This window comes from Bifidobacterium miconisargentati (assembly GCF_019331675.1).
Taxonomy (GTDB): Bacteria; Actinomycetota; Actinomycetes; order Actinomycetales; family Bifidobacteriaceae; genus Bifidobacterium; species Bifidobacterium miconisargentati.
Genome location: NZ_JAHBBJ010000001.1, coordinates 240,833 through 267,382, shown reverse-complemented (window position 1 = coordinate 267,382; position 26,550 = coordinate 240,833). Strand labels below are relative to the sequence as shown.

The window sequence follows — 26,550 nt, the reverse complement described above, 5'->3', positions numbered from 1 at the left end:
ATGTAGCCCAACGCTGATAGGCTGGCAAACAGCCAAAAACCGCTTCAAAGCACGTATTCCTCGTACTGCCGACCAAAATTCAAAGGAGTGATTCATGCCTGAAAACAATGAACATCTGGCACTGTGGGGTGGCCGTTTCACCTCTGGTCCGTCCCCGGAACTGGCCCGCCTGTCCAAGTCCACCCAGTTCGACTGGCGTCTGGCCGACGACGACATCGCCGGCTCCCGCGCCCACGCCCGTGCGCTCGGCCGCGCCGGCCTGCTCACCGCCGACGAGCTGCAGCGTATGGAGGACGCGCTCGACACCCTGCAGCGTCACGTGGACGACGGCTCCTTCGCCCCGATTGAAGACGACGAGGACGAGGCCACCGCGCTCGAACGCGGCCTCATCGACATCGCCGGCGACGAGCTCGGCGGCAAGCTGCGTGCCGGCCGATCCCGCAACGACCAGATCGCCTGCCTGATCCGCATGTGGCTGCGCCGCCACTCCCGTGTGATCGCGGGCCTGCTGCTCGACCTCGTCAACGCACTGATCGAACAGTCTGAGAAGGCCGGCCGTACCGTGATGCCGGGTCGCACCCACATGCAGCACGCCCAGCCGGTGCTGCTGGCCCACCAGCTCATGGCCCATGCCTGGCCGCTCATCCGCGACGTGCAGCGCCTCATCGACTGGGACAAGCGCATCAACGCCTCCCCGTACGGCTCAGGCGCTCTGGCCGGCAACACCCTGGGTCTCGACCCGGAGGCCGTGGCCCGCGAGCTCGGCTTCTCCCGCGTGACCGACAACTCCATCGACGGCACCGCCGCCCGCGACCTCGTGGCCGAGTTCGCGTTCGTGGCCGCCATGACCGGCGTGGACATCTCCCGCCTGTCGGAGGAGATCATCATCTGGAACACGCAGGAGTTCGCGTTCGTCAAGCTGGATGACGCCTACTCCACCGGCTCCTCGATCATGCCGCAGAAGAAGAACCCGGACATCGCCGAGCTGGCTCGCGGCAAGTCCGGCCGTCTTATCGGCGACCTGACCGGCCTGCTTGCCACCCTCAAGGGCCTGCCCACCGCCTACGCGCGTGACCTGCAGGAGGACAAGGAAGCCGTGTTCGACCAGGTCGACACGCTCGAGGTGCTGCTGCCCGCTTTCACCGGCATGGTCCGCACGATGCACTTCGACGCCGACCGCCTTGAAGCCGAGGCGCCGACCGGCTTCGCGCTCGCCACCGACATCGCCGAATGGCTGGTCAAGAACGGCGTGCCGTTCCGCCACGCCCATGAGCTTTCCGGCGCATGCGTCAAGATCGCCGAGGGCCGCGGCCAGGAGCTGTGGGACCTGACCGATCAGGACTTCATCGACACCTTCGCCGCGTTCCTGCCGGCCGACGTGGCCCCAGGCGTGCGCGAGGTACTCTCCAGCCATGGCTCGGTCGACTCCCGCAACGGCAAGGGCGGCACCGCCTACGGCCGCGTGCGTGAGCAGATCGCCGACGCCAAGGCCCAGGTCGAGGAGTTGAAGCTCTTCCCGGCCTCCACCTCGGACGGCTCCGCCTACAAGGCCCCCGGCACGTTCTGATGCCATGCTTCGAAAATGACGATCACTGAATGTACGTCAGTGATCGTCATTTTCGAAATGAGGCTTGATTTCGTGAAAAGCGATCACTGACAGGCGCTCAGTGATCGCTTTTCACGAAGTATGGGCTTATTTCGAAAAAGTGACGCGATAGGTGGGGTGACAAGGTAATGGAACGTCATCCCGAAATGGCGACTCGTCGGTTCGGCATCGTCGAGCGTTGTCATATATCGCACCTACACTGGGGTACCGTAACGAACGGGAGCCGCAAGGCTGAGAGGAAGCGAAGCTTCGACCGGGGAACTTGACGCGGGTCATGCCGCCGTAAGGAATCGTTGTTCGAAGATTTGTCGGGTTCTCCACCGCAGTTCGTACGCATAATTCAGCCGTGTGCGGCTTGCGTGGTGTAGCCAATGCGCCATCGGGTCATGCACGGTCGCATGACTGGGTTCATGAATGGGCGCACCACTTAAGGTACGGTTCGTTTCGTGCGCCCTTTTTTAGTATCGGAGGGATTTCACCATGCAGGTCAACGGAGAACAGGTCACGCTTGAGGCGCCGGTCAGCGTCGCCGACTACCTCGAAGCGCACGGATTCCGTGCCGAGCGCGTGGCCATTGAACTCAACGGCGAGATCATCCCGCGCGAGAAGCGCGCCGAGGCCATGCTGGACGACCAGTGCGTGATGGAGATCGTGCAGTTCGTCCAGGGCGGCTGAGCGACCGTATGACATATGGCTCCCTTCTGTGTGGGGAGCTGGCCGCGAAGCGGACTGAGGGGAGTCCGAAAGCAGCCATTCGGTTGTATTGCTCCCCTCAGTCACTTCGTGACAGCTCCCCTCAGCGAGGGGGCGGGATATGAAAGGAAAACAACCATGAACGTCAATCCGGTTACCGAAGCATCCGTCGAGGCGACGCCGTTGCCGCCGCAGCCCGCCGTCGTCAACCCCGTGGGCACCGCCGCCCCCATGCTGCCGGTGGAGGACAAGCCGCTCAACCTCGGCGGCCACGAATTCCAGTCGCGCTTCATCCTGGGCTCCGGCCGCTACGACCTGAACCTCATCAAGGCCACGGTCGAACACGCCGGCACGCAGATCGTCACGATGGCGCTGCGCCGCGCCCAGACCACCGAGAACAGCGTGCTCGACTACATTCCCGAAGGCATCACGCTGCTGCCGAACACGTCCGGCGCGCGCAACGCCGAGGAGGCCGTGCGCATCGCCCGACTGGCCCGTGAGGTGTGCCACACCGACTTTGTCAAAGTGGAGATCGAGCACGAGACCAAGTACCTCCTGCCGGACAACGCCGAAACCATCCGTGCCACCGAGATGCTGGCCAAGGAAGGCTTCGTGGTCATGCCCTACATGTTCCCGGATCCGATCGCGGCCCGCCAGCTCGAGGAGGCCGGCGCCGCAGCCGTCATGCCGCTCGGCTCGCTCATCGGCTCCAACATGGGCCTGAGGATGCGCGATTTCATCGAGATCATCATCGCCAACGCGCACGTGCCGGTGATCATCGACGCCGGCATCGGCCGCCCGAGCCAGGCATGCGACGCCATGGAGATGGGCGCGGACGCCGTCATGGCATACACCGCCGTGGCCTCCGCCGGCAACATCCCGCTCATGGCCGAGGCATTCAAGAACGCCATCAACGCCGGTCGCGCGGCCTACCTGTCCGGCCTCGGCAAGGTGACCGAGGGCCAGGCGGTGCCGTCCAGCCCGACCACCGGATACCTGCACTGATGAAACCGCCGGCCGCAGTTGGCTGAGGGAAGTGATGAGGCCTGTTCGGCCGGGACTCCTCTCAGCCACCTGCGGTGGTAGCTCCCCTCCAAGAGGGTTAAGGAGAAGCAACATGGCATTCACGGACGAACAGCTTGAACGGTACGCGCGCCACCTCATCCTGAAAGGTGTCGGCGTCAAAGGGCAGAAGCGGCTGCTGGCCTCCAGCGTGCTCATCATCGGCGCAGGCGGCCTCGGCTCGCCGGCGGCGCTGTACCTTGCGGCGGCCGGTGTGGGCCGTATCGGCCTGGTGGACGGCGACGTGGTGGACCTGAGCAACCTGCAGCGCCAGATCATCCACACCACGGCCCGCGTGGGGGACCCCAAGGTGGAGTCGGCCGCGGCAGCCATCCGCGAACTCAACCCGGACGTCACCGTGGAGACCCATCACGAACTGGTGAGCGTCGGCAACATCGCCGAACTCATCGCCCCATATGATCTGGTGCTGGACGCCACGGACAACTTCGCGGCGAAATTCCTCATCAACGACGCCTGCGTGCTGGCCGGCAAACCGTTCATTCACGCCGGCGTAGTGGGCTTCGCGGGCCAGGTTATGGACGTGGTGCCCGGTGCAGGCCCCTGCTATCGTTGCATCTTCCGCGACATGCCGGCCGCCGGCGAGATCCCGACCTGCAAGGAGGCCGGCGTGCTCGGCGCGGTGGTGGGCGTGATCGGCAGCCTGCAGGCCACCGAGGCGGCCAAGCTCATCGTGGGTGTGGGGGAGCCGCTGGTGGGCCGCATGCTCACCATGGACGCGCTGACCATGAACATCCGCCGCGTGCCGCTGCCGAAACATGTGCCGGATTGCCCGGTATGCGGCGATAACCCGACCATCACCGCCCTCGACCCGGCCAACTACGTGCAGCCGGCCTGCGCGATCTGATTCGGGCCCGCCGCAGTCGGCGAACCATGCCATCGTCCGTTGCGTTGGGTGAGCCCAGCCAACGGACGACCAGGAGATCATGAAGGGGATTGAATATGATGATTGCCGTGCGCATCGGTAAGGATGTGGAGGAGACCGACGAGCCGTCGTTCGGCCGTATCACGCCGGAGGAGTTCGCCGCGCTGGATCCCGACACGGTCACGCTGCTCGACCTGCGCGAGCCGGCTGACGTGGCCGCGCATCCGGTAGAAGGCGCCATCAACGCGCCGCTCGACCCGCTGGCCCACGTACTGAGGACCGTGCCGAAGGATCGGAAGGTCGTGGTCTACTGCGCCGAAGGCTGGTGGAGCGAGGAGGTGGCGGAGATCCTCGCCGACCGCGGCTACGAGGTGGCCAGCCTGATCGGCGGATTCCGCGCCTATCAGCAGTACCTCGACGGGCAGGCTGCTCGATAACAGCATTCTTGGCTCCCCTCGCTGAGGGGAGCTGTCCGCGAAGCGGACCGAGGGGAGCCAATATAAAGCCCAATCATCCCCGCGGATGAGGCCGGGCGTTCGGCGTGCGTCCTACAATCGGCACCGTAGAAACAGACAGTCGATTGTGAGGAGTCCGGAACCGTGGGACGTCTGCTCACCCGTATGCAGATCCAACGACTCGTGGCCAAGCACGGCCGCGACGTCATCGAACATGACCACATGCAGATCGAACGCTGCTGCTACCAGCACGGCAACGTGACCACCTTCGCCCATTCCGTGCGCGTGGCGTGCCTGGCCGTCTGGCTGGCCGACCGCGCCCACCTGTGGCATCGCGTGGACCTGCGTTCGCTCATCCGCGCCGCCCTCCTGCACGACTACTTCCTGTACGACTGGCACGATTGGGACAACGGCGAGCACCGCTGGCACGGCTTCACGCACGGCCATGCCGCCCTGCGCAACGCCCTGAGGGACTTCACCCTCAACGACATCGAACGCGACAGCATCGAAAAGCACATGTTCCCGATGACCCCGGTGCCGCCGGCCTACATCGAAGGCTACCTGGTCACCCTCGCGGACAAGATCTCCGCCACCCGCGAGACGTTCTCCCGCGGCCGCTTCCACAAGAAGGCCCTGCCCGCTCGTGCGCCGCTGCCCGAAATCGGAGCCGGAGCTCGCCGATGCCGCTGATCGTCGAGTACCTGTTCCTGTGGTTCATCTTCTACAGCTTCGCCGGCTGGGTCTATGAGTCGATTCTCGTCTCCTGTCAGGAGCGTCGCTGGGTGAACCGCGGCTTCCTCAACGGCCCGCTGTGCCCGATCTACGGCACCGGAGCGGTGACCGGCGTGGTGGTGTTCGGCGATATGCGCGATCCGCTGGTCATTTTCCTTGTCTCGATGTTCGGCGCTTCGATCCTCGAATACGTCACCTCCTGGGCCATGGAGCAGCTGTTCCACGCCCGCTGGTGGGACTACTCCCACTTCCGTTTCAATATCCAGGGCCGCGTGTGCCTGCTCGGCGCCGTGGTCTTCGGCGTCGGTGGCGTGGTGATCGTGGACGTGGTGCAACCGCAGGTGGAACGAGTGACGGCCTTGATTCCACTGCAGATGGTCCATGTACTGTTCGCCGTGCTGGCGGTGCTCACCGCCATTGACACCGTGATCACCGTGTGCGGCATCGTGAACTTCGAGCAGAGCCTCGAGCAGTTCAAGGTGGCCATGGCCAAGGCGGCCCAATACGGAGACGCCATGCGCGAGAAGGTGGGCGATGCCGTCTCCGGCGCGGCCGACATGGTCTCCGGTGCCACCGGCGCGGCCTCCAGCGTGGCGTCCGCGGCGTCCGCGATGGCCTCCAGTGCGGCGAGCATGGCCTCCGGCGTGATGGACGGCGCCTCCGAACGGTTCGGCGGCATGCCCGGCAAGGTGGGGGAGAAGGTCGGCGAGTCGTGGCAGAACGGCAAGGAGATGTCCGCCGAATTCATGCTGCGCGTGCGTGACGTGGCCGACTCCATGTTCAACCGCCAGCAGCGCCGTATGATCGCCTCGTTCCCGCGTCTGAAGACCAACCGCAACAACGAGACGCTGCAGGAGCTGCGCGAGACGATGGAGAAGCTGCACCGCGGCGGCAGGTGACGGCAATCAAGCCCAAAACCGTGCGTCATGCCCGGCCGAGTCCGCGGTCGGGCGAGCGGCTCTGCGGCGGGCCCACGGCGAGGGGCAATCAGCGCCCTGCCCCGCCCGGCAACCCGCGGCCCGTCCACTGTCGGTGTGTTCTGCGAGACTTGGAGACGCTTGAAAACCGAGTAAAGCACGTCCAAATCACACAATTCGATAGGGAGAGCGACCAGTTATGGCTCACGTCATCGACTTCAAAGAGGCAGGATTCGATACCCTGCTCGATGAACTGGAATGGCGCGGGTTGATCTCGCAGTCCACGGACCGCGATCGACTCGCACACGCATTGAACGGCGAGCCGATCACCTATTATTGCGGTTTCGATCCCACCGCCGCCTCCCTGCACATCGGTAACCTGGTGCAGCTCATCAACATGCGCCACCTGCAGCTGGCGGGCCATCACCCGATCGCCCTCGTGGGCGGCGCCACCGGTCTGATCGGCGATCCGCGCCAGTCCGGCGAACGCACCCTGAACCCGAAGGACGTGGTGGCCGGCTGGGCCGAGCGTCTCAAGAACCAGATCGGCGGCATTCTGGAGACCGAAGGCGCCAATCCGGTGCGCTTCGTGTCCAACTACGATTGGACCGCCTCCATGTCCGTCATCGACTTCCTGCGCGATGTCGGCAAGAACTTCCGCCTGGGCACCATGCTCGCCAAGGACACCGTGGCCCGCCGCCTCAACTCCGAGGAGGGCATCTCCTTCACCGAGTTCAGCTACCAGGTGCTGCAGGGCAACGACTTCCTGCACCTGTTCGACGAGTACCACTGCACGCTGGAGCTCGGCGGCTCCGACCAGTGGGGCAACCTGACCTCCGGCCTCGACCTCATCCACAAGGTGCGCGGCGTGGACGTCAACGTGTTCACCAGCCCGATCATCACGGACGCACAGGGCAAGAAGTTCGGCAAGTCCGAGGGCAACGCCGTCTGGCTCGACGCCACCATGCTCTCGCCGTACAAGTTCTACCAGTTCTGGATCAACCGCCCGGACGTGGAGATGGAGAGCCTGCTCAAGGCCTTCACCTTCCTGCCCAAGGCGGAGATCGAACGTCTCGTGGAGGAGTCCAAGACCAATCCTGGTGCCCGCGAGGCGCAGAAGACGCTGGCATGGGAGGTCACCAGCTTCGTGCATGGCGAGGCCGCCACCCAGGCCGCCATCGACGCCTCCTCCGCGCTGTTCGGCCGTGGCGGCAATCTTGAGGACATCGACGAGGACACGCTCGAATCCGTGCTGGACGGCTTCAAGGTGGCCGACGAGAACGGCGAGCATGTGTTCCCCACCGCCAAGCCGGGCGATCGCGTGATCGACGCCGCCCAGGCCGCCGGCCTGTTCAAGTCCGGCTCCGAGGCACGCCGCGCCATCAAGTCCGGCGGCGTGTATCTCAACAACAACCGTGTGGAGGATGACGAGCAGACGCTGGCCGAGGGCGACTTCCTCGCCGGCCGCTTCGCCCTCATCCGCCGCGGCAAGAAGGCGCTCGGCGCCGTGGAAAACCGTTAAACCAAAATCGGCATGACTTTCGTTCTCGGCTCCCCTGACAGGGGAGCCGTCGGGGAAGCCGACTGAGGGGTAGCCGGACCGGATTCATGTCGGTCTGGTCTGGCGGGATCAATCGTTAATCATTTCAGCAGTAAGCAGTAAAGGAATCGTAGATGGCAGAAGGTAACGAGCATTCCGGCAAGTCCTACGGCGGCCGCAAGTCCTATGGCGACCGTCGCCCCGGCAACCGCGGCGGCAAGGGCTTCAAGCCGCGCGGCAAGGGCGGCTTCCGCCGTGACGGCGAGGGCTTCCGTCCGCGTCGCCACGAGGACGGCGACGGTTTCAAGCCGCGTCGCCACGACGGTGACGGCGAGGGCTACAAGCCGCGCCGCGAAGGCGATGGCGAGGGTCGTTCCGGCGGTTTCCGCAAGTCCTACGGCAAGTCCGGCGGTTTCCACAAGGGCGGCTACCGCGGCAACGGCCCGCGTCGCGATGGCGACGGCTTCCGTCCGCGTCGTGACGATGGCGATGGCTTCAAGCCGCGTCGCCGCGAGGACGGCGAAGGCTACCAGCGCCGTGACGGCGAGGGCGAGTCCGGCCGTTCCGGCGGCTTCCATAAGTCCTACGGCAACAAGTCCTACGGCAAGTCCGGCGGTTTCCGTAAGGGCGGCTACCGCGGCAACGACCGTCGTGATGGCGACGGCTTCCGTCCGCGTCGCCATGAGGGCGATGGCGACGGTTTCAAGCCGCGTCGTCATGAGGACGGCGAGGGCTTCAAGCCGCGCCGCGAGCATGGCGAGAACCCGCGCTACCAGCGCCGCGATGACGATCGCCGCAACGATCGCCGCGACAACCGCAACGATGGCGAACGCCGCGAGTTCACCCCGCAGGAGAAGCGCGAATACCGCGAGCAGAAGCGTTCCGAATACATGAGGAAGCCGCGCCGCAACTCCGACGGCACCATGAGCTTCCCCTCGCAGAACCCGTACACCGACCGTCGCCCGGATGAGCCGAAGATGCCCAAGGGCATGGAATGGCGCATGCTCTCCAGCGACGAGCGCGAGCGTCTGCGCGGCCTGTCCAAGGAGCACGCCGAGAACATCGGTCTGCACATCCTGGCCGCCTACGCGCTGGAGGAGAGCGACCCGGCCGCCGCGTTGGAGCACGCCAAGTGGGTGGCCCGCCAGGCCTCCCGCATCGACTTCGCCCGTGAGACGCTGGCCTTCGTGGCCTACCGCCAGGGCGAGTACAAGCTGGCCCTGCGCGAATTCCGCACCGCCTACCGCATGAACGGCTTCCCGGACTACCTGCCGTTCATCGCCGACTGCGAGCGTGGCGTGGGCAACCCGGACAAGGCCGTGGAGCTGGCGCTTTCCGACGAGGGCAAGAGCCTGGTCGGCGCCGCCAAGGTCGAGATGTTCCTGGTGTACGCCGGTGCGCTGGGCGATCTGCAGCTGTGGGACAAGGCCATCAATGTGGCGCACACCGTGGGCCGCTCCCAGGGCCTGCCGGGCGAGTACCGCATGCGTGCGGTGCAGGCCGAGCAGTACTTCCTGGAGCAGGCCGGCCGTGACGAGGAAGCCGCCGCGCTCGACGGCCTGCTGGACCGTCTTGAGGACCAGTTCGCCGAGGAGGACATCGACGAGGATAGCGACGACGTGGTGATCGACCACGATCTGGCCGGCCTCACCGATGATTCCGAAGTGCTGGAGAAGCTGGGCATCGACCCGTCCGAGGCCGAGTATGCGCCTGAGCTGGAGCCGGAGAGCTCCGATGAGGATGGCGAGGGCGAAGCCGGCGAGTCCGAGGATTCCGGTGCTGAGGACGATTCCGATGACGTCGAATCCGACGAGGAACCGGCCGAGGAGACCGAAACCGTCGAGGACGAACCGGTTGCCGACGAGACCGTTGAGAAGCCCGCCGAGGCTGAGCCCGAGCCGGCCGAGGAACAGTCTGACGAATCCTCCGAAGAGGAATCCGAAGCCGACAAGACGGAGCAGTCCGAGGAGACCGCGGAGTAATGACCCGTTTCCTCAAAGGAACCGATCGCACCCTGGCCGAGGCCTACCAGCTGGCACTGCTGGACCTTGACGGCGTGGTCTACCGCGGCAAGAACCCGGTGGAACACGCCGCCGACTCCATCCGCGCGGCGGAACGGGCCGGCATGACCATCGAATACACCACGAACAACTCCTCGCGCTTCCAGCACGTGGTGGCCGACCAGCTCAAGGGCTTCGGTCTCGACGTGGAACCGTGGCAGGTGATCACCTCCTCCGTGGTGGCCGCCCGCATGGTGGCCAAGGCCGTGCCGGCCGGGGCCAAGGTGCAGGTGCTGGGCGCCGAACACCTCCGCGAGGAGGTCTTGCGCAACGGCCTGACCATCGTGGAGGGCCCCGAGGACCATCCCCAGGCCGTCATCCAAGGCTGGTACCCGGAGATGACCTGGCAGATGATGGCCAACGTGGCCTTCGCCGTGGAGGCCGGTGCCGAATACTTCGTGACCAACCGCGATCTCACCATCCCGCGCGAGCTAGGCATCGCCCCCGGCTGCGGTTCGATGATTCGCGCCGTGATCGCCGCCACCGGTGTGGAACCGGTGGCCTCCGCGGGCAAGCCCGAATCGTACATGTATGACGAGGCCCGAGAGCTCAACGCCGCCGAAGGCCATGACCTGGTGCCCAAGGAGGCGTCCATCGCCATCGGCGACCGTCTGGACACGGACATCGAAGCGGGCAACCGCGGCGGATACGACTCGCTGGCCGTGCTGACCGGCGTGACCAATCCGACCGAGCTCATGCTCGCCCCCGCGCATCTGCGCCCCACGTACGTGGCACGTGACCTGCGCGAACTGGGATGCGTGCAGCCTGAGCCGGTGCGCGCCGAGGACGGCACCTGGAAGTGCCGCGACGCCTGCGCATGGTTCGAGAACGGCAGTGTGCACGTCAGCGACGCCGAGAGCATCGACGGCCTTCGTGCGGCCATCTGCGCCGCCTGGGAGGCTGTCGACAAGGGTGCCAAGCTGGACGAGACCACGGTGCCGGCCTTCGAGCTGAAGGACTGAAAGCGATTATGGCCGAGGCCATGCAATCGTATGGGGATACGGCTTCGGAGACGCCTGCGGGTGCTTCCGAAGCCGGCACCCCGGCGACTCGGATTCCGATCGAACAGCGGTACCCCGAACTCGCCGGCATCGAATCCAAGCCCATTGACGACCAAATCGAAACCTATCAGGCCGTCCTCAAATCCCTTCAGCAGCGCCTTGACGAATCGCGCTGATTCCTTGTTTTGGCTCCCCTCAGAGAGGGGAGCCAAGATATTGCATACCACCGAGAGAAAGCCATATGACCGAGCAGAATCTTGATCCGTCCACGCCGCTGGACCGTCTCGACATGATGCTGGTGGCGTCCGGGCTGGTGGAATCACGGGCCAAGGCGCAGCGGCTCATCAAGGCCGGGCATGTGCGCGTGGACGGCGAGACCGTCACCAAACCCTCCTTCATGGTCAAGGCCGGCCATAGCGAGCTCGCCGTGGACAAGGGCGACGACTACGTCTCCCGCGGCGCCTACAAGCTGCTGGGCGCCTTCTCCGCCTTCGCCGATAACGGCCTGACCGGCCCCGAAGGCCTGGAATGCCTCGACATCGGCGCCTCCACCGGCGGCTTCACCGACGTGCTGCTACGTGGGGGAGCGTCCAAGGTCATCGCCCTCGACGTGGGCCACGGACAGCTTGACCCACGCATCGCCGGTGACGGCCGCGTCATCGAGATGAGCGGCGTGAACATCCGCGAGGTCGAGGCCGGCGATCTGCCGTTCCGACCTCAGATGATCGTGTCGGACGTCTCCTTCATCTCCCTGACCTACGTGATTCCGGTGATCGCACGCATCGTGGCACCGGGAGCGCAGATCGTGCTGCTGGTCAAACCGCAGTTCGAAGTGGGGCGCGAAGGACTCGGCAAGAACGGCATCGTGGAGGACGAGACGTTGCGCGAACAGGCGTTGGACACCGTGGTCGCCTGCGCCGAACGCTGCGGACTCACGGTGGTCGCCACCGCCGACAGCCCCATCACCGGCACCCACGGCAACGCGGAATACCTGCTGTACGCGCGCGCATAGGGTGTGCGTTCCCCGCACGGCACCCGTTGAAAATGCCTTATGCGGCATGGTGACATATCGTTGCACAGTGACGTGCAACCGCAGCCCATCTTCCTGCAAACAGCACCGTAGCGTATGCAATAATGCATACGATTTCATCGGCTTCTTGCCTTTCATGCGTTTACATGCACAGAGCTCTCCAACAGTAGCGTTGAGAACGTATGCATGATGAGTTGTGCATACGAAACAAGAGAGAAGAGCACACCATGAACGGCGAGTCAACGGGAATGATATACGTGATGCCGGGAAACCACGATGCGATAGACGTCACCGCACGGACAAGGTTCGCCAGAGGCGTTCGTTTCCGATGTACCACGGTCAGGGCGCTGCTGGAGGCCGAATCGCTCGACGGCGAGATCCTGGAATTGGAAGGCGGCAAGGTGCGGTGCAGGGGAGTCGCCCGCATACGGTGTCTCACCGGACGCGGCATCATCGAAATCTCCGGCAACCTGTTCTGTGACGCCATCGGCATGACCGGCGAACTGCGCTGTTCCGGCAACGTCCATTGCAGCGGCGACATCCTCGTGAACGGCAAACTGCTGAGCCGGCAGCACGTCAGCGGCGGCGACATCACGCTCAAAGGCACGCTGACCACCGGAACCGTCAGCGGCAACGCGCTGGTCATCCGTCCGCTGCACAGCGCCATGTTCTCCCGGTTCGGCATGACCCAGTACGAGGGCCGGTCGGAAGCGGATCAGGTGACCGTGGTCGATCTGGACGCCGGCAACCTGCGATGTAAGCTGCTCAAGGCGGATACGGCCATCCTGCGCGACGGCACGATGGTGGAGCACGCGGTCTGTGAGACTTCGCTGAGCCTGGACGCCAGTTCGGCCGTGGTCATGCTCAGCGGCAAATGCCATCGTGCGAAGCATCTGAGATCCGCGTGACGGCATCCGTGTAAAACGCGCGCTCGCCCCTGAACGAATCAGCCTTGGATGAAGTGGTCGATCTGATCCTGCTTGCCCATGATGATGAGCTCGTCGTTGCGGTGCATGACCAGTTCCCTGGAACCGTACTGGAATTCCTTGCCGGGGGCCTTGATGCCCACCACGGTCACGCCGTACTTGTCGTGGACCTGCACGTTCTCGATGGTGCGGCCCACGGCATACAGCGGCGTATGGATCTTGACCACGGTGTACGGGCCGTCGATCTCGATGTAGTCGAGGTAGTTGCCGGCCACGAGATGGCCCACGCGCTTGCCGGCGTCCGTTTCGGCGTTGATGATGTGGCGCGCGCCGATGCGCTGCAGGATGCGCGCGTGCTCCTGGGAGACGGACTTGGCCCACAGATCCGAGATGCCGGCGTCCAGCAGGTTGCCGGTGATGATCACGGACGCCTCGATACTGTCGCCGATGGCCACCACGGCCGTGTCGAACTGGGAGACGTCGATCTGCTCGATGGCCATCACGTCGGTCATATCCGCCTGGATCGTGGGCAGGTGCGCGGACCAGCGGGCCACGATCTCCGGGTTCTTGTCCACGGCGAGCACGTCCTGGCCCATCTGGTCCAGGGTGGAGGCCACGGAGCCGCCGAAACGGCCCAGGCCGATGACCAGCACGCTCTTGTTGCTGCTCTTGGTGTCACGAGGCTTGACTGCCATGCGAATAACCTCCTCAAACGAATGCTTGCCGAACATATGCATCGAACCAAAGAACCGGGCCGGCTGTCAGCCGACGATGATGTTTTCCTGCGGGTAGCGGATGGGCTCGGGCGCCATCGGCCTGCTGATGGCGTAGGCGATGGTGAGCGGGCCCAGACGGCCCACGATCATCTCGCCGGCGAGGATGAACATGGACGCGGCGTTGCCGGCGCTGGCCACACCCACGGAGTAGCCGCCCAGCGAGAACGCCGAACAGGCCTCGAACACGGCGTCCACGAACGCGCAGCCGGTCACGAACATCAGGGCGACCGCACCCACCATCACCAGTGCGAAGCATGCGGTGCACACGGAGACGGACGTCATCTGGATGCGGCGGGGGATGCGGCGGTGGAATGCGGTCACATCGCGGTGGCCGGTGAAGGAGGCACCGCAGATGAGGATGATCACCGCGAACGTGGTCACGCGGATGCCGCCCGCCGTGGAGGACGATCCGGCGCCGATGAACATGAGCACGCTCATGAACACCTTGGTCTCGTTGGTCACCTCGGGCACCCAGGAGATGTCGAATCCGGCCGAACGCGGCATCACGGCGGCCGAAAGCGCGCGCCTGAGCTTCATGCCCGGATCGTCGGCCGGGAACAGTCCGGTGTTGCCCCATTCGACCAGCAGGAACCAGGCGAGCGAGGCGATCACCAGCAGACCGGTGGTCACCAGCGTGAGCTTGGTGTGCAGCGTCCAGCGCTTCGGGCTCTGGCGTTTGCGTGCGCACTGGACCAGGTTGAGCACCACGGGGAAGCCGAGTGTGCCCACGAAGGCGCTGATGAGGATCGGCAGGCCCACGCCCCAGCGGTTGATGTGCAGGCCGGTGGCGTCGGGCGTGAAGCCGGTGTTGTTGTAGGCGGAGACGGCGTAGAACAGCGCCTGCCACAGGGTGCGGCCGAGCTGGCCGTGGTTCACGCGGAACAGTTCCGGCAGCAGCAGCGCGAAGGTCAGTCCCTCGGCGATCACGAAGGTGCCGAACACCACGGTGAGCACGCTTTTGATCTCCGAAAGCTTGGTGGTGCCGAGCTCGCTGGCGGTGAGCATGCGCTGGGAGACCTTGAGACGGCGGGAGACGCCGAGCGCCACCATCGAGGCGAAGGTCATGACGCCGAGGCCGCCGAACTGGATGGAGAACAGGATGACGACCTGCCCGAACGTGGACCAGTACTCGGCCGTGTTCACCACCGGGATGCCACACGTGGACAACGCCGAGACCGCGGTGAAGAAGGCCACGGGGAAGTTGGTGAACACCCAGTCATGCGTGGAGAACGGCAGCAGCAGAGCCGTGACCAGCACGATGAGCACCACGAAATACAGGATGGAAAGACGGCCGGGATGGCTGAGCAGCCGGTCGGTCAGGCCGATGCGGCGGATACGACGGGATGTCCGCTCCTCGCGGTTGTGGTTGGGGTCGTCGGACGAATACCACCATGACAGCCCCTTCGAGGCCTCCTCGTTAAGGGAGGATTCGTCGAAGTCGTCGGACATGGTTCCTGCGCTTCCTCAGCTCTTCTGTTTGGTGTTCTTCTTGCTCTCCGGCATGCCGTGCGCGACGCCGTTCGGTGCGGGCGACGCTCCGCGGGCAAGTGTCGGTACGCATCGCCGTACGCCTGCCATTGTATGCCGGCAAACCAGAATAATCGACTCCGTGGAACTTGCCGCCCGTCCGGTCCGCCGATCGGATGCGCCGGATTCGGACGAATCGGGAAGAAGGTCCGGTCCGATGGCGGCAACGCCGGTTAGGATGGTCAATGGAACGCATCCCCGGAACACAGGAGGTCCAATGGCCAAGCGCAATGCTGTGGTGGTGACGCATACCAGGCTCAGGCAGTCCGGCACCGTGGTGTCCGAGGCGGTGAGCCAGTTGCGCGTGGCCGGATTCGACGTGACGATCATCGACAACACCGAGGCCCCCGATTTCGGCGTGCAGCCGGCCTGCGTGCCCGATGACACGGAGATCGTGGTGGTGCTCGGCGGCGACGGCACCATCCTGCGCGCGGCCGAACTGGTGCATTGCACCCAGGTGCCGATTCTCGGCGTGAACATGGGGCACGTGGGCTTCCTGGCGGAATTCGAAAGCTTCCAGATCGACGAGGCGATCCGACGCATCGCCGAACACGACTACTCCATCGACGAGCGCATGATCGCCCATGTGGACGTGTGGCTGCCCGGTGCGTCCGAACCCATCGAGGACTGGGCCCTGAACGACATCACGCTGGAGCGCGCCGACCGCGGCAAGATGGTCGAACTGTCCATCCGCGTGGACGATGTGGAGATGAACTCCTTCGGCGCGGACGGCGTGATCGTCTCCACGCCCACCGGCTCCACCGCCTACGCCTTCTCCGCGGGCGGTCCGGTCATATGGCCGAACGTCAAGGCGCTGCAGCTCATCCCGCTCGCCGCGCACGCCCTGTTCGCCCGCCCGCTCATCATCGGCTCGGGGTCCACGTTCACCATCGACATCCTGAACGATTCCATGTCCGACGGCTGGATCTGCTGCGACGGCCGCCGTCAGCGCGCGCTGCCGAAGGGCACGCGCATCATCGTGCGCGAATCGCGCGATACACTGCGACTCGCCCGCCTCTCCGGCGTGCCGTTCACCAACCGTCTGGTCTCCAAGTTCGACCTGCCCGTGGTCGGTTGGCGTGAGCACGCCCGTGCGGAGGCCGGCAAGTCCGGCGCGGCGCGGCACGGCCATGTGTTCCCCGCGGGCGCGTCCGGCGACGGTGCCCCGGTTGATGACGTCCGGACCGCCGTCCGGCCGGGTGAGGCCGATGCCGAGGCAACGTCCGGCAAGGCGGCCGCCTGATGCTTGAGGAACTCGACATCCGCAACCTCGGCCCGATTCGCGAGGCCACCATCACGCCGGCGGCGGGCATGACCGCCATCACCGGCGAGACCGGCGCCGGCAAATCCATGCTGCTGTCCGCGCTGAACCTCATCTCCGGAGGTCCGGCCGACGCCGGCCGCGTCTCCACCGGTGCCAGCGAGGCATGGGCACAGGGCATCTTCGCGGTCAGCGAGGAGTCCGCGGCGGCGGGCATCGCGCGCGAGGCCGGCGTGGAACCCGAGGACGGCGAGCTATTCCTTTCGCGCACCGTGCGTGCCGCGGGCCGCTCCCGTGCCGTGCTTGGGGGCAAAAGCCTACCGAAATCCGTACTCGTCGCGGTCGCCGGCGAACTCATCACTATCCACGGCCAGGCCGAACAATTGAAGATCGCCTCGCCCTCGCGCCAGCGGGACTTCCTGGACCGCGCCGCGGGCGACGAGCGGGAACTGGACGCCTACCGCGAGGCATGGCGTGCGCTTTCGGCCATGGACGAGCGTCTGACGCGGCTGCGCTCGCAGGAATCCTCCGCGCGCCAGCGCGCCGACTACCTGCGTGAATCCGTGGAGCACATCAACGAGGTGGACCCGCACCCCGGTGAGGACGAGGAACTCAAGGCCAAGCGCGACCGCATCGAAAATGCGGCCGAAATCGCCGAGGGCGTCTCCAGGGCGCTCGCCGCGCTGGACTCCTCGCAGCTTGACTACGATTCGTCCTCGGAAAGCGCCAGCGCGTCCGACCTGTTGCTGCAGGCGGCCCAGGCGTTGCGCGGCATTCGTGCCTCAGGCGATTTCGGCGAGCTCGCGGATCGTCTGGAATCGCTGAACGCGGAGCTGCAGGACGTGGTGTTCGCGCTTTCCGGCCATCTGGACGAGGACTTCGGCGATGCCGATCTGGACACGTTGAACGCGCGCATCCATGAGCTCGGCGAGCTCATGCGGCGTTGGGGACCGACGCTGGCCGACGTGGTGGCCTGGCGGGACAAGGCCGCGTTCGAAATCGAGGATCTGGATGCCTCGCCGGAGAAACTGGCCGAGCTGGAAGCGGAACGCGAACAGTTGTATCAGGCTGCCGCGGCCGCCGCCGATACGTTGAGCGCGGCGCGTGCGGAGGCGGCCTCGCGCCTGGCCGCGCGCGTCACCGCCGAACTGGAATCGCTGGCTATGGCCGGCGCGTCCCTGGAGATTCGCGTCACGCCGCGTACGGCTTCAGCTACGACGGGCGACGGCAAGTCGGATGCTTCGGGGGAGCGTGCACTCGACCAGAACGGCGGCGACGACATCGCCTTCCTGTTCACGCCGTACGAGGGATCCCCGCAACTGCCGATGGGCAAGAGCGCGTCCGGCGGCGAGCTGAGCCGACTGATGCTCGCCCTGGAATTGTCCGCCGCGGATATACACGCCGGTGCGGCTGCCGGCGCGGCTGCCGGCGCGGGAAAGGGACGCGAATCCGCTTCCGGGACCGGTGATGCCGGTGACGGTAACGGGTCCGGTGACATGGCGCCGTCCGATATGACGTTCATTTTCGATGAGGTCGATGCCGGTGTGGGCGGCAAGGCGGCCGCGGAGCTCGGTCGTCGTCTCGCCCGATTGGCCCGCACCTCGCAGGTCATCGTCGTCACGCATCTGGCGCAGGTGGCCTCCTGGGCAGACGCGCAATTCGTGGTGACCAAGGAACCGCCGGACGCGGACGACGACGCGGTAGGCGTCGTCACCACCGTGGCCGAGGTTGAGGACGACGCGCGTGTGCACGAGGTGGCCCGCATGCTCTCCGGCAGCGAATCCGAGGCGTCCCTCGACCACGCCCGCGAACTGCTCGCCTCGTCTAAAGCGTGAATAAAAGCTCTATTAAACCAAGATCGACATTCCCCTATTCTTGGCTCCCCTTGTCAGGACATTGCCGTGAAGCAAACAGCAGAGCTGTTTGTAGGCAATGTGCGAGACGACAGTCGAGCTAGCAAAACGCGGGCATGGCCCGTCATTAATTACAGGACGAGCTGGCTCGCGAAGCGAGACTGAGGGGAGTCAGAGGGAAGGATTCTGTAATGACCCAGCACACCAAAGCCGCCATCTTCGACCTCGACGGCACCCTGCTCGACTCGATGGGCGTCTGGAACCAGATCGACATCGATTTCCTCGGCAAGCGCGGCCTCGCCGTGCCGGACGACTACATGGCCACCGTGGCCTCGATGCAGTTCCGTCAGATCGCCGAATACACCATCGACCGGTTCGGCCTCAAGGACACGCCAGAGGCGCTGATGGCTGAATGGGATGAGATGGCCCGCGAAGCCTACGCCACCACGGTCAAGGCCAAGCCGGGCGCAATCGAATACCTGCATGAGCTCAAGACCGCCGGCGTGAGGCTCGGCGTGGCCACCACCCTGTTGCCGGAACTGCGCGAGGCCGCGCTCGGCCATCTCGGCATGCGCGACCTGTTCGACGCCATCGTCTCCGTGGACGACGCGCACGGCGTGGGCAAGGACCGGCCGGACGTCTATCTGCTGGCCGCCTCACGTCTTGGCGCAGCGCCGGCCGACTGCACCGTGTTCGAGGACCTGCTGGCTGGCATCCGCTCCGCCAAATCCGCCGGCATGCGGGTCTGGGCCATGTACGACGACTCCTCGGCCGCCGACTGGCCCGAAATCACGGCGATCGCCGACGGCACGCTTCATGATTTCCGCGACGCCCCGCTAACTAGGCTCCCCTTTTGAGAAGAGCTGGTAGCAACGCTCCGCGTCTTGAATTTGGCTCCCTTCTCTGAGGGGAGCTGTCGCCGTGAGGCGACTGAGGGGAGTTTCGGACAGGCGGAATGCTCCCCTCAGCCAGTGGCGGGCATTGAAATCACCGCAACGGCAACTTGTCGCCCGGGCGTTGCGCGGCGAAACGCTGCCGCTCCATCTCCTCGCCTTCGGTGCGTTCCGTCTGCTCGGCGGCGATGCGCTCCAGCAACACGTCGATCGGTGCGCGATACACCACTTCGTCGAACGGGGCGCCGTCGCGTTCGACGGCCTTGGCCGTGCGGTCCACCTCCTTGAATCCCAGCGACTCGTACATGTGCCGCGCGCGCAGGTTGAACGACCACACCTTCACGGTGATGGTCTTGGCCTTGAGCTGCTCGGCGGCGATCTTGATGCCGAGCTTCATGGCCTGGTTGCCGTAGCCGAGGCCCTGGAAGTACGGTCCGATGAGGATGCCCATCGTGGCGTCGCGGTCCGGATCCTCGCAATCCCATGCGGCGATGTGGCCGATGGGCATGCCGCCCGGATCGAGCACGGTGCGTCCGAAGCGATGTTCGTCGTTGATGTCGCTCCAGCCGTGGAACAGTGCGTCCACCCGTTCGCGGGGAAGATCGTCCAGTGTGGCACGGCAGCCGTCCGCGACGGACACGTCGTTCCACCAGGCTTCAAGATAGGGATAATCACTTGGCTCTGTTGCGCGCAAGGTAACAACGTTGTTTGGCATATCAGGCCCCTTTCCGGGGCCATTGTAGGCATGTCCAATGTTTCGACTCGTGGTCGGGCGATATGCGCGCGGCATTGTTCGCCGACTGTTCATTATCGCGCCCGGCTGTCGGCTTTTCAGGCTGCTCTTGCTGTTCTACTGTTATGCAACACACCTTGACAGTGAACCATAACAGTTATACTGTGATACATAACAGCTGAACAGCTGCGAGCGCTATAACGAAACCAACCGAAAGGGGCATAGATGAAACTGATCATCTCATCCGTGTCCGGCGAACCCATCTACGAGCAGATCAAGAACCAGATTCGCGCCAGCGTCCTGAACGGCGAGCTCAAGGCAGGCCAGGCTCTGCCTTCCCTGAGGAAGCTCGCCAAGGAACTGCGCATCTCCGTGCTCACCGTCACCAGGGCGTACAACGAACTGGCCGATGAGGGCGTGGTGCAGAACATCCAGGGCAAGGGCACCTTCGTGATGGACAAGGGCAACGAGCTGATGCGCAATCAGCTTGAAACCCAAGCCCGCACGAGCCTCGCTGAAGCCGTCCGCGCCGCCAAGGCCGCGGACATGCCGCTGACCGATCTGACCCGGATGCTCGCCGAGGAATACGAAAAACTTCCCTCCTAAGGCTCCCCCTTGTCAGAGGAGCTGGCGTGCGAAGCACGACTGAGGGGTAGTCACATGGATGACATGCATTTGGCATTGCTTATCATCCGATGAAAGGCAAGGCATTGCTATGACCATTGACCAATCGCCGATGGCGCTGTCCATCACCGGCGCAACCAAGCATTACGATTCCGGCTTCACGCTGGACGACATCACCTTCGACCTGCCGGCCGGCTACATCATGGGCCTCATCGGCCCGAACGGCGCCGGCAAATCCACGCTCATCAAACTCATCCTCAACATGATCCACCGAGACGCCGGCGAAATCCACGTGTTCGGCCTCGACAACCTCGCCGACGAGGAAACCGTCAAGGAAAACCTCGGCGTGGTCTTCGACTCCAGCTACTTCATCGAGACGTGGACGGTGAACAAGGTCGAACAGACCATGGCGCCGATGTATCTCGCATGGAACCATGCGACTTTCGACAATTACCTCAAGCGTTTCGGCCTGGACCGCAAGAAGCGGGTGAAGGAACTCTCCCGCGGCATGCAGATGAAGCTCATGCTCGCCGTGGCCCTGAGCCACGACGCCAAACTGCTGGTGCTGGACGAACCCACCAGTGGTCTCGACGTGCTCGCCCGCGACGAACTCATGGACATCCTCCAGAACTACATCGCGGACGGCGGGCGTAGCGTGCTCTTCTCCACGCACATCACCGCCGACCTCGAACGCGCCGCCGACTTCATCACCTACATCACGCGCGGCAAGCTCTACTTCACCGGTCCCAAGGACGAATTCGAGGAATCCTTCCGTTTGATCAAGGGCGGGCCGGACGACCTGGCGCCCGACGTCAAAGGCGTAGCGGTCGGCATCCACCGCTACGAAACCGGCTTCGATGCACTCGTGCGTACCGAGGATCTCGGCAAAATCGGGGGTCTCAAGACGGAGGAGGGGAGACGCAGGGCGGCACCGCTCACCGCCGAACCCGCCTCCATCGACGACATCATCCGACTGACCAATACGGACGACGCCGCGCGCGCCATGGAGGTGGCATGATGACCGGGGTACTGCGCGCGTTCGTATTGGATGTGCGGCGAGTTGCTTCACAGGGCATGTTCTCGATAGTGGTCCTGCTCATAGGGTTTCCCGCTGCAATGATACTGCTCGGGAGCATCTCGGGCGGTGTCAGCTATATGCCCGGAGCCGCTGTCGGCGGCGTTTCCGCGATGCTCGCCTTGTTGCCGCTCAACACGTTCACCTTTGAACAGCAGGGACGGAACAATTGGATGAACGGCGTGATTCCGGTTCGTCGTGTCCATCAGGTGATCGGCCGGTATCTTGTGATGGCCGTGTGCATGCTGATATTGGCGTTGGAGGTCGCGCTCTGCGCTGGAGCCGGCATGTGGTTCGAATCGGGAACGCTGCTGCTGCCCGAGTTGGTGGTGTCCGTGCTGATTGCGGTCGTGGCGTATGCATTGCTGGAAGCGGTGATGCTCCCATTGTGCTACCGGTTCACCTATCAGAAGGCGTTGCTGACGATGATGCTCATCTGCATAGGGTTCGGTGCGGTGGTGGCCGCTGCATTCGCACTGCTCGCCAAACTGGCTCCGGCTTCGATTGACGCCCTGATCTCATGGGTGGTGTCGTCTGCCGAGGCTATGTCGGGCGCAGACGTGATCTGGCCGGCTTTGGGTGGAGTGGTTTTGGCGGCGGTCGCCGTGGCCGCCTCGCTCGCCGTGTCGTTGCACATCTATCTCGCTAAGGAGTTCTGATGGCATTCATAGCGGATGACAACATTCACGTGCATGCCGAGCGTGTCGCCATGCGTATGGATTTCGCCGCCCTCACCGGCAATTCCACGGTGACGAACGTCATCGCATTCCTGGCCCCGCTGGTATTCACCGCGTTCACCTGGCAATCGGGGCCGGATGAATCAGGCCTACCGCTCACGGTTATGGCATATCTGACCGTTATGTACTGGGTCGCGTCCGTCGCCGTATTGTTCCAATTCAACAGTGACAATCAGTTGGCCTCGACCCGGATGATCGGTGTGATGCCGGTGTCCCGCCGTACGCAGGTCAATATGCGTTACTGCTCCGCGGGCGTGCTGTTCGTAATCTGCTTTACGGAACTCAGCATCGAAATCGCACTGTCCAGACTGTGGTTCGGTATCGGTCTGAGCGCGCTCGCCACGGTCGTGCCGCTTGCCATGGCTACTTTCGTGGTGTTGGCCGCCATAGTGATTCCGGTGTTCTACTCCTGCGGCGATTTCGTCAAGGCCTATTCGAGGCTGTTCGTCGGTGCCATCACCGTGTTCTTCGCCGCGCAGATCATCATGCTGCTTCTGCCTGACGGCCTGCGCCTGCAGGTGCTGTCCACGGCTATCACGGTGCCGCCGGTCGGATGGGTCGTGATCACCGCCGTAGCCATTCTGGCCATCACGGCGTCCTACCGCATCTCCCTGCGCATCTGGAGCGCCAAGGAACTGTAGGCCTCACGGGCCGCGGGACCCTTTGCCCAACGGAAACGGGGCGAAACGCAAGTTAGCGACGATGCGATGTTGCGTTTCGCCCCGTTTCGGTGTCTCGATATGGCACGAAACGCAAGTCGACGACGTTCGGAACTTGCGTTTCGTGCCGTTTACAGCGCTTCGGCGGCGTTGGCCACGAAACGCTCCATGCCGTCGATCGGCACGACCGTATTGAAACGCACCTCGGCATGCTCCAGACCGCGCAGCGCGGCGGGGGCGGTGGTGCCGGTTTCGCGGGAGAGCACGTCCATGCATTCGAAGTCGGTGCCGGTGGCGTCGAAGCCCAGCGCCTCGTTCACCACGCGAGGGAACTTGTACGGGCTCGCGGTGGACAGCAGCACGCGCGGGGTCAGCGGGTCGCGCGGCATCTGCTCCAACAGGTAGTAGCCGCAGGCGGTGTGCGGGTCGATGACGTAATGGTTCTCGTCCCAGCAGTGCTTGATGGCCTCGCGCACCTGATCCTCGTCGGCCCAGCCGGTGCCGAAGATCTGGCGGATCTGGGCCAGCAGCGGCTCCGGCACCTCATAAGCGCCCCACTTGTTGAGGTCGTTCATGAGCATGGAGATCAGACGGGTGTCGCCCTCGGAGAAGTAGTAGAGCATGCGCTCCAGGTTCGAGGAGATGAGGATGTCCATCGAGGGGGAGATGGTCTGGAAGAACGGGCGCTGGCGGTTGTATGTGCCGGTGGTCAGGAAGTCGAACAGTACGTTGTTCTTGTCGGAGGCCACCACGAGGTGCTTGACCGGCAGGCCCAGCAGCTTGGCGTAGTAGCCGGCCAGGATGTCGCCGAAGTTGCCGGTGGGCACCACGAACTCCACCTCGTCGCCCACGTTGATCACCTGGTCGGCGAGCAGCTGCGCGTACGCGGAGAAGTAGTAGACCACCTGCGGCACCAGACGGCCCACGTTGATGGAGTTGGCGGAGGAAAGCACCACATGCGATTCGGCGGCGAGCTTGTCCGCCAGCACACGGTCGCCGAAGATGCGCTTGACCGCGGACTGTGCGTCGTCGAAGTTGCCCTGCACGGCCGCCACGTTCACGTTCGCGCCGGTCTGCGTGGTCATCTGCAGTTCCTGGACCTGGCTTACCTTGCCTTCCGGATAGAAGACGGTGATGGCGGTGCCCGGAGCGTCCGCGAAGCCGGCCAGTGCGGCCTTGCCCGTGTCGCCGGAGGTGGCGGTGAGGATCATGATCTTCTCGTCCGGGTCGCCGTCGGCCGGCGTGGTGTGCGCCATGAAACGCGGCAGGATCTGCAGGGCCACGTCCTTGAACGCGGAGGTCGGGCCGTTGAACAGTTCGAGGATGTAGTCGTCGCCCAGGGGCTTGAGCGGCGTGATGCGCTCGTCCGACCACTGGTCGCCGTAGGCGTCCACGATGCACTGGCCCAGCTCCTCGGCCGTGAAGTCCGGCAGCAGCACGCCGAGCACCTCCGCGGCGATTTCCTGATACGTCTTGCCGGGCAGGGAGGCGATGTCCACCTTGGTCTTGCCCAGGTCATCCGAGACGAACAGGCCGCCGTCGTCGGCGATGCCCTTGCGGATGGCCTGCTTGGCGGTCAGCGAGTCGGTGGTGCTGCGGGTGGAATGGAAGGTGGTAGCCACGGTGAATCCTTAATCCTTGAAGCCTTAAGGGATGATTGAATCCTCTTAAGTCTACCGTGGGCCTCGGTCAGGGGAGCGGGGCCTCCCGCATGATGGAGGAAAGACGCCGGATGTGTGACGCGAGGGAGCTGTGCGTCCGTATGGTGAGACGGCGCGTCGCGATGTCCGAGATATGGGACTTTACCTTCCCGTCATGTGCGATCCGGGCCATGATGGCCGGTATACGGGCGGCGTGCGGGTCTGCCGGACGCAAGGCCGACGATGACGCACGATGTGCGCACCGGTCGTGAAACGACCTGTGAAACACCGGCGGAATCGTCGTGCGGAAACAGAACGGCCACAAACGGAACGTACAGTAGCCCCCGAACGGCAAACCAGTCGTTATCCACACCACTAAGGAGCACCCATGACCGCTTCACCCCTCGCACAGACCGCAACCGACGCCTTCAACGCGCCCATCAGCGAGACCGATCCCGAGATCGCCCAGCTGCTCGACTCCGAGCTGCACCGCCAGCAGGGCGGCCTGGAGATGATCGCCTCCGAGAACTTCGTACCGCGCGCCGTGCTGCAGTGCCAGGGTTCCGTGCTCACCAACAAGTACGCCGAGGGCTATCCGGGACGCCGCTACTACGGCGGCTGCGAGTTCGTGGACCAGATCGAGACCATCGCCCGCGAGCGCGCCAAGAAGCTGTTCGGCGCCGAATACGCCAACGTCCAGCCGCACTCCGGCGCCCAGGCCAACGCCGCCGTCTACCAGGCGCTCGTCAAGCCCGGCGACACCGTGCTCGGCCTGGCCCTCGACCACGGCGGCCACCTGACCCACGGCATGAAGATCAACTTCTCCGGCAAGTTCTACCACGCCGAAGCCTACGGCGTGAACCCCGAGACCTTCCGCATCGACCCGGAGATCATCCGCCAGCGCGCCCTCGAGGTGCACCCGGCCATGATCATCGGCGGCTGGTCCGCCTACCCGCGCATCGAGGACTTCAAGGCCATCAAGGAGATCGCCGACGAGGTGGGCGCCAAGTTCTGGGTCGACATGGCCCACTTCGCCGGCCTTGTGGCCGCCGGCCTGCACCCGAGCCCGGTGCCGTACGCCGACGTGGTCTCCTCCACGGCACACAAGACGCTCGGCGGCCCGCGTTCCGGCTTCATCCTGGCCAAGGAGGAGTACGCCAAGAAGCTCAACTCCTCCGTGTTCCCCGGCCAGCAGGGCGGCCCGCTCATGCACGTGGTGGCCGGCAAGGCCGTCAGCTTCAAGGTGGCCGGCACCCCGGAGTTCAAGGACCGTATGCAGCGCACCCTCGACGGCGCCAAGATCCTGGCCGACCGCCTCATGGCGGACGACGTCAAGGCCAACGGCATCTCCGTGCTGACCGGCGGCACCGACGTGCACCTGGTCATGGTGGATCTGCGCAACTCCGAGATGGACGGCAAGCAGGGCGAGGATCTGCTCGCCGCCTGCGGCATCACCATCAACCGCAACACCGTGCCGTTCGACCCGCGCCCGGCCTCCGTGGCCTCCGGCCTGCGCATCGGCACCTCCGCCCTGGCCACCCGCGGCTTCGGACCGAAGGAATACGAGGAGGTCGCCGACATCATCGGCACCGCGCTCGCCGCCGGCCCGTCCGCCGACGTGGAGGCCCTCAAGGCCCGCGTGGACAAGCTCGTCGAGGACTTCCCGCTCTACCCGGGCCTCGACCAGATTCACTGATCTAACCACCTTGGCTCCCTCCGACGAGGGAGCTGGCTTGCGAAGCAAGACTGAGGGAGAGAAGTACGGCGTCAGCCGTTTGGGAAAGGCATCGGCTTACAGCCGATACGATTCCACGGCGATGGCATCGCCTCGGCTTCTCTCCCTCAGCCAGCTTCGCTGCCAACTCCC

The 26,550-nt window shown here is 64.7% G+C and carries 24 protein-coding genes, 1 pseudogene and 1 riboswitch; of the genes and pseudogenes, 21 read left to right on the top strand and 4 right to left on the bottom strand.

Features of this window, described 5'->3' with window-relative positions; genetic code table 11:
• The first annotated feature begins 94 nt into the window (after positions 1-94).
• The 13 genes and pseudogenes from argH (at position 95) to KIH81_RS01085 (ending at position 12,887) form a co-directional block, all read left to right on the top strand.
• A complete protein-coding gene (argH, locus tag KIH81_RS01145; RefSeq protein WP_214303702.1) occupies positions 95-1,567 on the top strand; it encodes an argininosuccinate lyase in 1,473 nt (490 codons plus the stop codon).
• A 245-nt stretch (positions 1,568-1,812) separates the two neighbouring features.
• Positions 1,813-1,913, top strand: a riboswitch (TPP riboswitch).
• Between the two features lie 173 nt (positions 1,914-2,086).
• Positions 2,087-2,281, top strand: a complete 195-nt coding sequence (thiS, locus tag KIH81_RS01140; RefSeq protein ID WP_109057222.1) for a sulfur carrier protein ThiS — start codon at positions 2,087-2,089, stop codon at positions 2,279-2,281.
• Positions 2,282-2,530: 249 nt separating this feature from the next.
• Positions 2,531-3,304, top strand: coding sequence for a thiazole synthase (locus KIH81_RS01135; protein ID WP_033890456.1), 774 nt, complete (start codon positions 2,531-2,533; stop codon positions 3,302-3,304).
• Positions 3,305-3,416: 112 nt separating this feature from the next.
• Positions 3,417-4,226 carry a thiazole biosynthesis adenylyltransferase ThiF gene (gene thiF, locus KIH81_RS01130; RefSeq protein ID WP_214303700.1) on the top strand — a complete coding sequence of 270 codons (810 nt, stop codon included), beginning with the start codon at positions 3,417-3,419 and terminating at the stop codon, positions 4,224-4,226.
• A 95-nt stretch (positions 4,227-4,321) separates the two neighbouring features.
• Complete coding sequence (locus KIH81_RS01125; protein ID WP_214303699.1) at positions 4,322-4,681, top strand: rhodanese-like domain-containing protein; 360 nt, start codon at positions 4,322-4,324, stop codon at positions 4,679-4,681.
• 162 nt (positions 4,682-4,843) lie between these two features.
• A complete protein-coding gene (locus KIH81_RS01120) occupies positions 4,844-5,389 on the top strand; it encodes an HD domain-containing protein (protein WP_214303698.1) in 546 nt (181 codons plus the stop codon).
• Positions 5,380-5,985: pseudogene (locus KIH81_RS12315) on the top strand (putative ABC transporter permease); the annotation flags it as partial. The gene KIH81_RS01120 and the pseudogene KIH81_RS12315, both read left to right, overlap by 10 nt.
• 562 nt (positions 5,986-6,547) lie before the next feature.
• Complete coding sequence (gene tyrS / locus KIH81_RS01110) at positions 6,548-7,870, top strand: tyrosine--tRNA ligase (protein WP_214303697.1); 1,323 nt, start codon at positions 6,548-6,550, stop codon at positions 7,868-7,870.
• A 152-nt stretch (positions 7,871-8,022) separates the two neighbouring features.
• Complete coding sequence (locus KIH81_RS01105; RefSeq protein WP_214303696.1) at positions 8,023-9,870, top strand: hypothetical protein; 1,848 nt, start codon at positions 8,023-8,025, stop codon at positions 9,868-9,870.
• Positions 9,870-10,910 (top strand): HAD-IIA family hydrolase, encoded by a 1,041-nt coding sequence (locus KIH81_RS01100; RefSeq protein WP_214303695.1) that lies wholly within the window; start codon positions 9,870-9,872, stop codon positions 10,908-10,910. Before KIH81_RS01105 ends, KIH81_RS01100 begins: the two co-directional genes overlap by 1 nt.
• A gap of 8 nt (positions 10,911-10,918) precedes the next feature.
• Positions 10,919-11,125: a hypothetical protein gene (locus tag KIH81_RS01095; protein ID WP_214303741.1), complete on the top strand. Its 207-nt coding sequence runs from the start codon at positions 10,919-10,921 to the stop codon at positions 11,123-11,125.
• 65 nt (positions 11,126-11,190) lie between these two features.
• Complete coding sequence (locus KIH81_RS01090) at positions 11,191-11,961, top strand: TlyA family RNA methyltransferase (RefSeq protein ID WP_214303694.1); 771 nt, start codon at positions 11,191-11,193, stop codon at positions 11,959-11,961.
• Between the two features lie 278 nt (positions 11,962-12,239).
• Positions 12,240-12,887, top strand: a complete 648-nt coding sequence (locus tag KIH81_RS01085; RefSeq protein WP_214303693.1) for a hypothetical protein — start codon at positions 12,240-12,242, stop codon at positions 12,885-12,887.
• Between the two features lie 38 nt (positions 12,888-12,925).
• Here the strand turns inward: KIH81_RS01085 and KIH81_RS01080 are convergent, their stop codons facing one another.
• Complete coding sequence (locus tag KIH81_RS01080) at positions 12,926-13,600, bottom strand: potassium channel family protein (RefSeq protein WP_214303692.1); 675 nt, start codon at positions 13,598-13,600, stop codon at positions 12,926-12,928.
• Between the two features lie 66 nt (positions 13,601-13,666).
• Positions 13,667-15,130, bottom strand: coding sequence for a TrkH family potassium uptake protein (locus tag KIH81_RS01075; protein WP_214303691.1), 1,464 nt, complete (start codon positions 15,128-15,130; stop codon positions 13,667-13,669).
• A 295-nt stretch (positions 15,131-15,425) separates the two neighbouring features.
• Between KIH81_RS01075 and KIH81_RS01070 the strand changes: the two genes are divergently transcribed.
• The 3 genes from KIH81_RS01070 to KIH81_RS01060 all read left to right on the top strand — a co-directional run bounded on the left by KIH81_RS01070 (position 15,426) and on the right by KIH81_RS01060 (position 19,179).
• Positions 15,426-16,451, top strand: a complete 1,026-nt coding sequence (locus KIH81_RS01070) for an NAD kinase (RefSeq protein WP_236029043.1) — start codon at positions 15,426-15,428, stop codon at positions 16,449-16,451.
• Positions 16,451-18,304 carry a DNA repair protein RecN gene (locus tag KIH81_RS01065; RefSeq protein WP_214303690.1) on the top strand — a complete coding sequence of 618 codons (1,854 nt, stop codon included), beginning with the start codon at positions 16,451-16,453 and terminating at the stop codon, positions 18,302-18,304. The genes KIH81_RS01070 and KIH81_RS01065 overlap by 1 nt, the downstream gene beginning before the upstream one ends.
• Before the next feature lie 209 nt (positions 18,305-18,513).
• A complete protein-coding gene (locus KIH81_RS01060) occupies positions 18,514-19,179 on the top strand; it encodes an HAD family hydrolase (protein ID WP_214303689.1) in 666 nt (221 codons plus the stop codon).
• A gap of 130 nt (positions 19,180-19,309) precedes the next feature.
• Here KIH81_RS01060 and KIH81_RS01055 read toward each other — a convergent pair whose 3' ends face one another.
• On the bottom strand, positions 19,310-19,930 hold the full coding sequence (locus KIH81_RS01055) for a GNAT family N-acetyltransferase (RefSeq protein WP_214303688.1): 621 nt from the start codon (positions 19,928-19,930) through the stop codon (positions 19,310-19,312).
• A gap of 243 nt (positions 19,931-20,173) precedes the next feature.
• Between KIH81_RS01055 and KIH81_RS01050 the strand changes: the two genes are divergently transcribed.
• The 4 genes from KIH81_RS01050 (at position 20,174) to KIH81_RS01035 (ending at position 23,025) form a co-directional block, all read left to right on the top strand.
• The gene (locus KIH81_RS01050) at positions 20,174-20,554 is read left to right on the top strand and encodes a GntR family transcriptional regulator (RefSeq protein WP_214303687.1); all 381 of its coding nucleotides are present in this window, start codon (positions 20,174-20,176) and stop codon (positions 20,552-20,554) included.
• A gap of 109 nt (positions 20,555-20,663) precedes the next feature.
• Positions 20,664-21,590 carry an ABC transporter ATP-binding protein gene (locus KIH81_RS01045; protein WP_214303686.1) on the top strand — a complete coding sequence of 309 codons (927 nt, stop codon included), beginning with the start codon at positions 20,664-20,666 and terminating at the stop codon, positions 21,588-21,590.
• Positions 21,587-22,306 carry an ABC-2 transporter permease gene (locus KIH81_RS01040; protein WP_214303685.1) on the top strand — a complete coding sequence of 240 codons (720 nt, stop codon included), beginning with the start codon at positions 21,587-21,589 and terminating at the stop codon, positions 22,304-22,306. Before KIH81_RS01045 ends, KIH81_RS01040 begins: the two co-directional genes overlap by 4 nt.
• Positions 22,306-23,025 (top strand): ABC-2 transporter permease, encoded by a 720-nt coding sequence (locus KIH81_RS01035; protein ID WP_214303684.1) that lies wholly within the window; start codon positions 22,306-22,308, stop codon positions 23,023-23,025. Before KIH81_RS01040 ends, KIH81_RS01035 begins: the two co-directional genes overlap by 1 nt.
• Positions 23,026-23,174: 149 nt before the next feature.
• On the opposite strand, the gene thrC is transcribed toward KIH81_RS01035, so the two are convergent.
• On the bottom strand, positions 23,175-24,665 hold the full coding sequence (gene thrC / locus KIH81_RS01030; RefSeq protein WP_214303683.1) for a threonine synthase: 1,491 nt from the start codon (positions 24,663-24,665) through the stop codon (positions 23,175-23,177).
• Positions 24,666-25,071: 406 nt separating this feature from the next.
• Here thrC and glyA point away from each other — a divergent pair, with 406 nt between their 5' ends.
• Positions 25,072-26,379 carry a serine hydroxymethyltransferase gene (gene glyA / locus KIH81_RS01025; protein WP_214303682.1) on the top strand — a complete coding sequence of 436 codons (1,308 nt, stop codon included), beginning with the start codon at positions 25,072-25,074 and terminating at the stop codon, positions 26,377-26,379.
• Positions 26,380-26,550: the final 171 nt, after the last annotated feature.

Excerpts from the sequence above, each read along its gene's own strand:
- KIH81_RS01085 (WP_214303693.1), top strand. The coding sequence starts at position 12,240 with ATGCCGGGAAACCACGATGCGATAGACGTCACCGCACGGACAAGGTTC.
- KIH81_RS01090 (WP_214303694.1), top strand. The coding sequence starts at position 11,191 with ATGACCGAGCAGAATCTTGATCCGTCCACGCCGCTGGACCGTCTCGAC.
- KIH81_RS01060 (WP_214303689.1), top strand. The coding sequence starts at position 18,514 with ATGACCCAGCACACCAAAGCCGCCATCTTCGACCTCGACGGCACCCTG.
- KIH81_RS01050 (WP_214303687.1), top strand. The coding sequence starts at position 20,174 with ATGAAACTGATCATCTCATCCGTGTCCGGCGAACCCATCTACGAGCAG.
- tyrS (WP_214303697.1), top strand. The coding sequence starts at position 6,548 with ATGGCTCACGTCATCGACTTCAAAGAGGCAGGATTCGATACCCTGCTC.
- argH (WP_214303702.1), top strand. The coding sequence starts at position 95 with ATGCCTGAAAACAATGAACATCTGGCACTGTGGGGTGGCCGTTTCACC.
- KIH81_RS01055 (WP_214303688.1), bottom strand. The coding sequence starts at position 19,930 with ATGCCAAACAACGTTGTTACCTTGCGCGCAACAGAGCCAAGTGATTAT.
- KIH81_RS01105 (WP_214303696.1), top strand. The coding sequence starts at position 8,023 with ATGGCAGAAGGTAACGAGCATTCCGGCAAGTCCTACGGCGGCCGCAAG.
- KIH81_RS01035 (WP_214303684.1), top strand. The coding sequence starts at position 22,306 with ATGGCATTCATAGCGGATGACAACATTCACGTGCATGCCGAGCGTGTC.
- thiS (WP_109057222.1), top strand. The coding sequence starts at position 2,087 with ATGCAGGTCAACGGAGAACAGGTCACGCTTGAGGCGCCGGTCAGCGTC.
- KIH81_RS01125 (WP_214303699.1), top strand. The coding sequence starts at position 4,322 with ATGATGATTGCCGTGCGCATCGGTAAGGATGTGGAGGAGACCGACGAG.
- KIH81_RS01045 (WP_214303686.1), top strand. The coding sequence starts at position 20,664 with ATGACCATTGACCAATCGCCGATGGCGCTGTCCATCACCGGCGCAACC.
- KIH81_RS01040 (WP_214303685.1), top strand. The coding sequence starts at position 21,587 with ATGATGACCGGGGTACTGCGCGCGTTCGTATTGGATGTGCGGCGAGTT.
- KIH81_RS01135 (WP_033890456.1), top strand. The coding sequence starts at position 2,531 with ATGCTGCCGGTGGAGGACAAGCCGCTCAACCTCGGCGGCCACGAATTC.
- thiF (WP_214303700.1), top strand. The coding sequence starts at position 3,417 with ATGGCATTCACGGACGAACAGCTTGAACGGTACGCGCGCCACCTCATC.
- glyA (WP_214303682.1), top strand. The coding sequence starts at position 25,072 with ATGACCGCTTCACCCCTCGCACAGACCGCAACCGACGCCTTCAACGCG.
- KIH81_RS01080 (WP_214303692.1), bottom strand. The coding sequence starts at position 13,600 with ATGGCAGTCAAGCCTCGTGACACCAAGAGCAGCAACAAGAGCGTGCTG.
- KIH81_RS01075 (WP_214303691.1), bottom strand. The coding sequence starts at position 15,130 with ATGTCCGACGACTTCGACGAATCCTCCCTTAACGAGGAGGCCTCGAAG.
- KIH81_RS01065 (WP_214303690.1), top strand. The coding sequence starts at position 16,451 with ATGCTTGAGGAACTCGACATCCGCAACCTCGGCCCGATTCGCGAGGCC.
- KIH81_RS01070 (WP_236029043.1), top strand. The coding sequence starts at position 15,426 with ATGGCCAAGCGCAATGCTGTGGTGGTGACGCATACCAGGCTCAGGCAG.
- KIH81_RS01095 (WP_214303741.1), top strand. The coding sequence starts at position 10,919 with ATGGCCGAGGCCATGCAATCGTATGGGGATACGGCTTCGGAGACGCCT.
- KIH81_RS01100 (WP_214303695.1), top strand. The coding sequence starts at position 9,870 with ATGACCCGTTTCCTCAAAGGAACCGATCGCACCCTGGCCGAGGCCTAC.